The organism is Streptomyces sp. NPDC005899 (assembly GCF_040629645.1).
Lineage (GTDB): Bacteria > Actinomycetota > Actinomycetes > Streptomycetales > Streptomycetaceae > Streptomyces.
Window position 1 is genome coordinate 1 of record NZ_JBEXWB010000316.1, and the last position, 7,504, is coordinate 7,504.

Annotated in this window: 5 protein-coding genes; 4 read left to right on the forward strand and 1 reads right to left on the reverse strand. The window is 71.4% G+C overall.

Going from position 1 to position 7,504, the window contains the following annotated elements; genetic code table 11:
* Positions 1 to 189: 189 nt before the first annotated feature.
* Positions 190 to 396: a DUF6243 family protein gene (locus ABZ371_RS26150; protein ID WP_358683904.1), complete on the forward strand. Its 207-nt coding sequence runs from the start codon at positions 190 to 192 to the stop codon at positions 394 to 396.
* 75 nt (positions 397 to 471) lie between these two features.
* Here ABZ371_RS26150 and ABZ371_RS26155 read toward each other — a convergent pair whose 3' ends face one another.
* Positions 472 to 1,893, reverse strand: coding sequence for an MFS transporter (locus ABZ371_RS26155; protein ID WP_358683912.1), 1,422 nt, complete (start codon positions 1,891 to 1,893; stop codon positions 472 to 474).
* A gap of 149 nt (positions 1,894 to 2,042) precedes the next feature.
* Here ABZ371_RS26155 and ABZ371_RS26160 point away from each other — a divergent pair, with 149 nt between their 5' ends.
* The 3 genes from ABZ371_RS26160 to ppdK all read left to right on the forward strand — a co-directional run bounded on the left by ABZ371_RS26160 (position 2,043) and on the right by ppdK (position 7,353).
* A complete protein-coding gene (locus tag ABZ371_RS26160; RefSeq protein ID WP_358683906.1) occupies positions 2,043 to 2,906 on the forward strand; it encodes a helix-turn-helix domain-containing protein in 864 nt (287 codons plus the stop codon).
* Between the two features lie 34 nt (positions 2,907 to 2,940).
* Positions 2,941 to 4,089, forward strand: a complete 1,149-nt coding sequence (gene dusB / locus ABZ371_RS26165) for a tRNA dihydrouridine synthase DusB (protein WP_358683908.1) — start codon at positions 2,941 to 2,943, stop codon at positions 4,087 to 4,089.
* A 552-nt stretch (positions 4,090 to 4,641) separates the two neighbouring features.
* The gene (gene ppdK, locus ABZ371_RS26170) at positions 4,642 to 7,353 is read left to right on the forward strand and encodes a pyruvate, phosphate dikinase (protein WP_358683910.1); all 2,712 of its coding nucleotides are present in this window, start codon (positions 4,642 to 4,644) and stop codon (positions 7,351 to 7,353) included.
* Positions 7,354 to 7,504 lie beyond the last annotated feature (151 nt).

The following is a 7,504-nucleotide window of genomic DNA, read 5'->3' on the forward strand; positions in this document are numbered from 1 at the left end:
GGCACGGGGTGCGGCCGCGAAAACCGGATGAGCGGCCCCGCCCGGCCGGGGTACCTTCTCGGCATGTATTCGTTCTTCCAGATCTACGAGTGAGCCGGGGGCGGGCCGACCGCCCGCCGACCGTCGCATCGATCCCTGAGCGCTCCGATCACCTCGGACCTCGTAACTCACCACGAATGGGAGAACCCCGTGGCCAAGAGCCGCAACAACCTCCTCGGTGTGGGCGGACAGCGCAAGAAGCTGTCCCGCGCCGAACAGCAGGGCGCGGGTCCCGCGCGCGACAACGACCGCAAGGCCGCCGAGGACAGGAAGCAGGAGCTGGTGCGCAAGATGCGTGAGCGCGCCGCCGGCACCGCCGAGTCGGCACCGGCGCAGGACGCCCCGGCCGAGAGCTGACCTCCTCGCACGTGCGGAACCGTAGGCCCGGACCGGTGTGCCGGTGCGGGCCCACGGGCTTGCCCGCGTCACCGCTCACCCGACCGTGCGCGGCAGCCGGAGGCTGAGCAGGGTCGTCAGCACGACGGCCGCCAGCTGCACCAGCAGCGTCACGACCAGCGCGTCCCGCATGCCCTGCCCCGACGCCAGGGACAGGAACAGCGTCCCGAGCGTGGCGACGCCCAGTGCCAGGGCCGCCTGCTGCGTCGTCGTCATCACCCCGCCGCCCACCCCGGCGCGCTCGGCCGGTACGTCGGACAGCACGATGCGGAAGAGGACGGGCAGCTGCAGGCCCTGCCCCAGGCCGGCGACCGCCACGCCCGGCAGCAGGCCGAGGAACCCGAGACCGGGCCAGCCCAGCCACACGGTCAGCGCCAGCACCGTGACGCCCACGCCCTGGATCAGTCCACCGGCCGTCACGACGCGGCTGCCGAAGCGCCGCACGAGCCGCGGGCCGGCGAGGGAGGCCGCGAAGAAGGCGGCCGCCATCGGTGCCAGCGACAGCCCCGCCGCGGCCGGGCCCATCTCCAGACCCTGCTGGAGGGCGACCGCGATCACGAACATGAAGCCGCCGAAGCCGATGGAGAAGGGCACCACCAGCGCCAGGCCGCGACGCAGCGAGACGAGCCGCAGCAGGCTCGGCGGCACCAGCGGAGTCCGCCCCCGCGCGTCGGCCCGCCGCTCCACCCGGTAGAAGGCGACGGCGACGAAGGGGAAGGCGCCCAGCGACACCCAGGTCCACAGCGGCCAGCCCGCGGCGCGGCCCTCGGTCAGGGGTGCGAGCAGCGTCACGAGGGAGGCGGCCAGCAGCAGGGTGCCCGGCACGTCCACGGGGGCGGGCCGGTCCGAGCGGGTCTCCGGCACGGAGCGGACGGCCAGGACCAGCCCGGCGACCGCGACCGGGACGTTCACCAGGAACACCGACCGCCAGCCCGCGCTCTCACCGAAGACCGAGGACAGGGGGGCCGCGGAGACCAGGAGGCCGCCCAGGATCTGGCCGGCGACCATGGAGAGTCCGGCCGTGGCCCCGTACAGGCTCATGGCCCGGGCCCGGCGGTGCCCCGCCGTGGCCGACTGGATGGTGGCGAGCACCTGGGGCAGCATGAGCGCCGCGGCGGCTCCCTGCGCCACCCGCGCCCCCACGAGGGTCCAGGCGTCCGGCGCTAGCCCGCAGGCGAGCGAGGTGAGGCCGAAGGCCGCCATACCGATGAGGAAGAGCCGGCGCCTCCCGGCCATGTCGCCGAGCCGCCCGCCGAGGACGAGCAGCACGGCGTAGGAGAGGCCGTATCCCGCGACGACCAGTTCCAGCAGGGCGGGGCCCGCGGCCAGGTCGTGGTCGATGGTGGGCAGGGCGACGTTGACGATGAAGAAGTCGATGAGCGGCAGGGCGGCCCCGAGCAGCACGGTGAACAGCCCCGTTCCGCCGAGGACGGGTGCCGGATGGTCGAACCGCGCCACCCGGTCGTGGGCGGCGGGTGCGTTCGTCAGTACGGATGATTCACTCACGTCACCGAGGATGGCCCGGCGCTCAGCCTGGTACCAGAGTCTCCTTATCCTGGTACAAGCAGCACCTGGCAAGGGGCCGGGGACTTCGGCACGCTGGGAGCATGACGACGATGGCGACGCGTGGCTCCGAGACCGACATCAGGCGCCACGAGCTGGCCGCCTTCCTGCGCAGCCGCCGTGAGCGGATCACCCCGGAGCAGGTCGGCCTGGACCGGGGCCGCCGCAGGCGCACCCCCGGGCTGCGCCGCGAGGAGGTCGCGCAGCTCTCGGCCGTCGGGGTCACCTGGTACACGTGGCTGGAGCAGGCACGCGACATCCAGGTGTCGCCGCAGGTCCTGGACGCCCTGGCCCGTGCCCTGCTGCTCGACCGCAGCGAGCGCACGCACCTCTTCGCCCTCGCCGGGGCCGCCGACCCCGCGCCGGGCTCCGACTGCACCGGCGTCACCCCGGCCCTCCAGGGCCTGCTCACCCAGCTGGAGCCCTTCCCGGCCTGCGTCCAGAACAGCCGGTACGACATCCTCGCCCACAACCGGACCTACGGGCGCCTGTTCTGCGACCTGGACGCCGTCGCCCCGGAGGACCGCAACTGCATGCTCCTCGCGTACACCCACGAGGAGTGGCGGGCCGCCGTCGTGGATCTGCCGGCCGCGCGCCGGGTGATGGCCGCCAAGTTCCGGGCCGCGATGGCGGAGCACCTGGCCGAGCCCGCGTGGAAGGCGCTCCTGGCCCGTCTGGAGGCGGCGTCGCCCGAGTTCCGGGAGATCTGGGCACGGCACGAGGTCGTGGGGCCCTCCAACCGGACCAAGCTCGTCCGCAACGCGGAGGTGGGCCTGCTCCGCCTGGAGCACACCGATCTGTGGCTGGGCCCGTCGGCGGGCCCGCGGCTGGTGTCGTACGTACCCGCCGACGAGGAGTCCCGCCGGGGGCTGGAACGCCTGATGGCGTCGGCCATCGCCGGGGCCTGAACAGCTCCCGTCCGGCGTACGCGACAATGGGGGAATGACCACGCTCGCCCCCGCCCTCCCGCAGCTCGGCATCGGCCCGCACACCGTGCGGCCGCCGGTCGTGCTCGCTCCCATGGCCGGCATCACCAACGCCCCGTTCCGCACCCTGTGCCGCGAGTTCTCCGGCGGCAAGGGGCTGTTCGTCAGCGAGATGATCACCACGCGGGCGCTGGTCGAGCGCAACGAGAAGACCATGCAGCTCATCCACTTCGACGCGAGCGAGACCCCGCGCTCCATCCAGCTGTACGGAGTGGACCCGGTGACCGTCGGCAGGGCGGTCCGCATGATCGTGGACGAGGACCTCGCCGACCACATCGACCTGAACTTCGGCTGCCCGGTCCCCAAGGTGACCCGCAAGGGCGGTGGCTCCGCGCTGCCGTACAAGCGGCCCCTGCTGCGCGCGATCCTCCGCGAGGCCGTGGCCCACGCGGGCGACCTCCCGGTGACCATCAAGATGCGCAAGGGCATCGACGACGACCACATGACCTACCTCGACGCGGGCCGCATCGCCGTGGAAGAAGGCGTCACGGCCGTCGCGCTGCACGGGAGGACGACCGCCCAGCACTACGGGGGCACCGCGGACTGGGACGCCATCGCCCGCCTCAAGGAGCACGTCCCCGAGATCCCCGTGCTCGGCAACGGCGACATCTGGTGCGCGGACGACGCCCTGCGGATGATGCGGGAGACGGGCTGCGACGGAGTGGTCGTCGGCCGCGGCTGCCTGGGCCGGCCCTGGCTCTTCGCCGACCTGGTCAGCGCGTTCGAGGGGACGGGTGTCCGGCACACGCCCACCCTGCGCGAGGTCGCGGACGTCATGGTCCGGCACGCGACCCTGCTGGGGGAGTGGATCGGCGACGAGAGCCGGGGAGTGATCGACTTCCGCAAGCACGTGGCCTGGTACCTCAAGGGCTTCGCGGTCGGTTCCGAGATGCGCCGGAAGCTCGCGGTCACCTCCTCGCTGGAGGAGCTGGGCGGTCAGCTGCGGGAGCTGGACCTCGACCAGGCGTGGCCCGAGGGTGCCGACGGCCCCCGGGGGCGCACCTCGGGCAACAACCGGGTGGCCCTGCCGGACGGCTGGCTCAAGGACCCCTACGACTGCGCGGGTGTGGGCGCCGAGGCCGAGCTGGACACCTCCGGAGGCTGACTTCCGCAGGCACCGGGTGCCCACCTCACGGACCGCTCACATGAGCGGGCTGTCTGTGTGTCGTCGGCGCCTTTCGAGGTGGATGCGAGGCGGGGTGCGCGCTCGTGGGCCGCTTCGATCACCCTGCGCAGGCGCGTCGTTGCCGTGGGGTGACCGGAGCGTGCCTGCCGGGCGTCCGGATCGTGACATCTGAGCGCGTGTCGCGGCGTGATTCTCACCACCCCTGAGGGCCTCCAGGCTCAGATGAGCGCTTTACGGGTCGGTGTACTTCTCAAATGATGGCACTGCGTGCCAGGCGCCTTCATTTTGATCGATCGACGCAACCGGGACTGTCCGTGTGCAGTGAGGCGCAAAATGCTCACTCCACGTGATGATGCGTTCAGGAAGTCAACGGAGCGGTCGACGGCGTCCGATGTGCCCGTCACTTTAGATCTGCTGGCGGACGGGTGGTGGGGACCTCACGACGCGCAAGTGGGCGTACCCAGCCACCTTTGATCTGGGTATGTTCCTCGCCGTCAGGGCAGCCACCGCGTCCTCGAGGAGTCGAGACCCGTGTCGGAAAACAAAGATCCCCAGAAGTTCGTCTACGACTTCACCGAGGGCAACAAGGATCTGAAAGATCTCCTGGGTGGCAAGGGCGCCAACCTCGCCGAGATGACCAACCTCGGGCTGCCGGTCCCTCCCGGCTTCACCATCACCACCGAGGCGTGCAAGGTCTACCTCGACAGCGGTGACGAGCCGTCCGCCCTGCGCGAGGAGGTCAGCACGCACCTTTCGGCCCTCGAGGAGCGGATGGGCAAGAACCTCGGCCAGGCGGACGACCCGCTGCTGGTCTCGGTCCGCTCCGGCGCGAAGTTCTCGATGCCCGGCATGATGGACACGGTCCTCAACATCGGCCTCTCCGACGAGTCGGTCGTCGGGCTGGCGGCCCAGGCCGGTGACGAGCGCTTCGCGTGGGACTCCTACCGCCGCCTCATCCAGATGTTCGGCAAGACCGTCCTCGGGGTCGACGGCGACCTCTTCGAGGAGGCGCTGGAGGCCGCGAAGGAGGCCAAGGGCGTCACCGTCGACGTGGATCTCGACGCGGCCGACCTGAAGAAGCTCGTCGGGCGGTTCAAGGAGATCGTCAGCCGTGACGCCGGCCGGGACTTCCCGCAGGACCCCCGCGAGCAGATGGACCTGGCCATAAAGGCGGTCTTCGACTCGTGGAACACCGACCGCGCCAAGCTCTACCGCCGCCAGGAGCGCATCCCCGGCGACCTCGGCACAGCCGTCAACGTGTGCTCGATGGTCTTCGGCAACCTCGGCCCCGACTCGGGGACCGGCGTGGCCTTCACCCGTGACCCGGCCAGCGGCCACCAGGGCGTCTACGGCGACTACCTGCAGAACGCGCAGGGCGAGGACGTCGTCGCGGGCATCCGCAACACGGTGCCGCTCGCCGAGCTGGAGTCGATCGACAAGGCGTCGTACGACCAGCTGATGAAGATCATGGAGACGCTGGAGACCCACTACAAGGATCTCTGCGACATCGAGTTCACCATCGAGCGCGGTCACCTGTGGATGCTGCAGACCCGGGTCGGCAAGCGCACCGCGGGCGCCGCCTTCCGGATCGCCACGCAGCTCGTCGACCAGGGCCTCATCGACGAGGCGGAGGCGCTGCAGCGGGTCAACGGGGCGCAGCTCGCCCAGCTGATGTTCCCCCGCTTCGACGACAAGGCCAGCACCGTCCTGCTGGGACGCGGCATCGCCGCCTCGCCGGGCGCGGCCGTCGGCAAGGCCGTCTTCGACTCGTACACCGCCGTCAAGTGGTCGCGGTCCGGCGAGAAGGTCATCCTCATCCGCCGGGAGACCAACCCCGACGACCTGGACGGCATGATCGCCGCCGAGGGCATCCTGACCTCGCGCGGCGGCAAGACCTCGCACGCCGCCGTCGTCGCCCGCGGCATGGGCAAGACCTGTGTCTGCGGCGCCGAGGAGATCGAGGTCGACACCAAGCGCCGCCGGCTGACGGTCGGCTCCACCGTCGTGGAGGAGGGCGACCTCGTCTCCGTCGACGGCTCCACCGGCAAGGTGTACCTCGGCGAGGTACCCGTCGTACCGTCCCCGGTCGTCGAGTACTTCGAGGGCCGCATGCACGCGGGAGCCGACGACGCCGACGAACTCGTCGCCGCCGTGCACCGGATCATGGCCTACGCGGACCGGGTGCGCCGGCTCCGTGTACGCGCCAACGCGGACAACGCCGAGGACGCCTCGCGGGCCCGCCGCTTCGGCGCCCAGGGCATCGGCCTGTGCCGCACCGAGCACATGTTCCTCGGCGAGCGCCGCGAGATGGTCGAGAAGCTGATCCTCGCGGACACCGACGACGAGCGGGAGGCGGCCCTGGCCGCGCTGCTGCCGCTGCAGAAGGCCGACTTCATCGAGCTGTTCGAGTCGATGGACGGGCTGCCCGTCACCGTGCGGCTGCTCGACCCGCCGCTGCACGAGTTCCTGCCCGACATCACGGAGCTGTCCGTGCGGGTGGCGCTGGCCGAGTCCCGCAAGGACGCCAACGAGAACGACCTGCGCCTGTTGCAGGCCGTGCACAAGCTCCACGAGCAGAACCCGATGCTGGGGCTGCGCGGTGTCCGGCTGGGGCTGGTCATCCCGGGGCTGTTCGCCATGCAGGTGCGCGCGATCGCGGAGGCGGCGGCGCAGCGCAAGAACGCCAAGGGCGACCCCCGCGCCGAGATCATGATCCCGCTGGTCGGCACCGTCCAGGAGCTGGAGATCGTCCGCGAGGAGGCCGACCGGGTCATCGCCGAGGTCGAGGCGGCCACCGGTACGCGGCTGAGGCTCAGCATCGGCACGATGATCGAGCTGCCCCGTGCCGCGCTGACCGCCGGCCAGATCGCCGAGGCGGCGGAGTTCTTCTCCTTCGGCACGAACGACCTCACCCAGACGGTCTGGGGCTTCTCCCGGGACGACGTGGAGGCATCGTTCTTCACCGCGTACCTGGAGAAGGGCATCTTCGGGGTGTCGCCGTTCGAGACGATCGACAAGGACGGCGTCGGCTCGCTCGTGCGCAGCGCCGTCGAAGCGGGCCGGGCCACGCGCCCGGACCTCAAGCTCGGTGTCTGCGGCGAGCACGGCGGGGACCCGGAGTCGGTGCACTTCTTCCACGAGGTGGGCCTGGACTACGTCTCCTGCTCGCCGTTCCGCATTCCGGTCGCGCGGCTGGAGGCGGGCCGGGCGGCGGCCGAATCGAAGGGCAGCGACAGCCGCTGAGACACGGCCGCACGACTCCGGGGCCGCTGTCGGATCAACACCCACCCTCACCGATCCGACAGCGGCCCCGGACCACCCGGAAGCGGCGGGGGGCGGGGCGGGGGGGCGGGCCCGCGGGGCGGGGGCGTGAGAAAGAGATAACATGATGTTT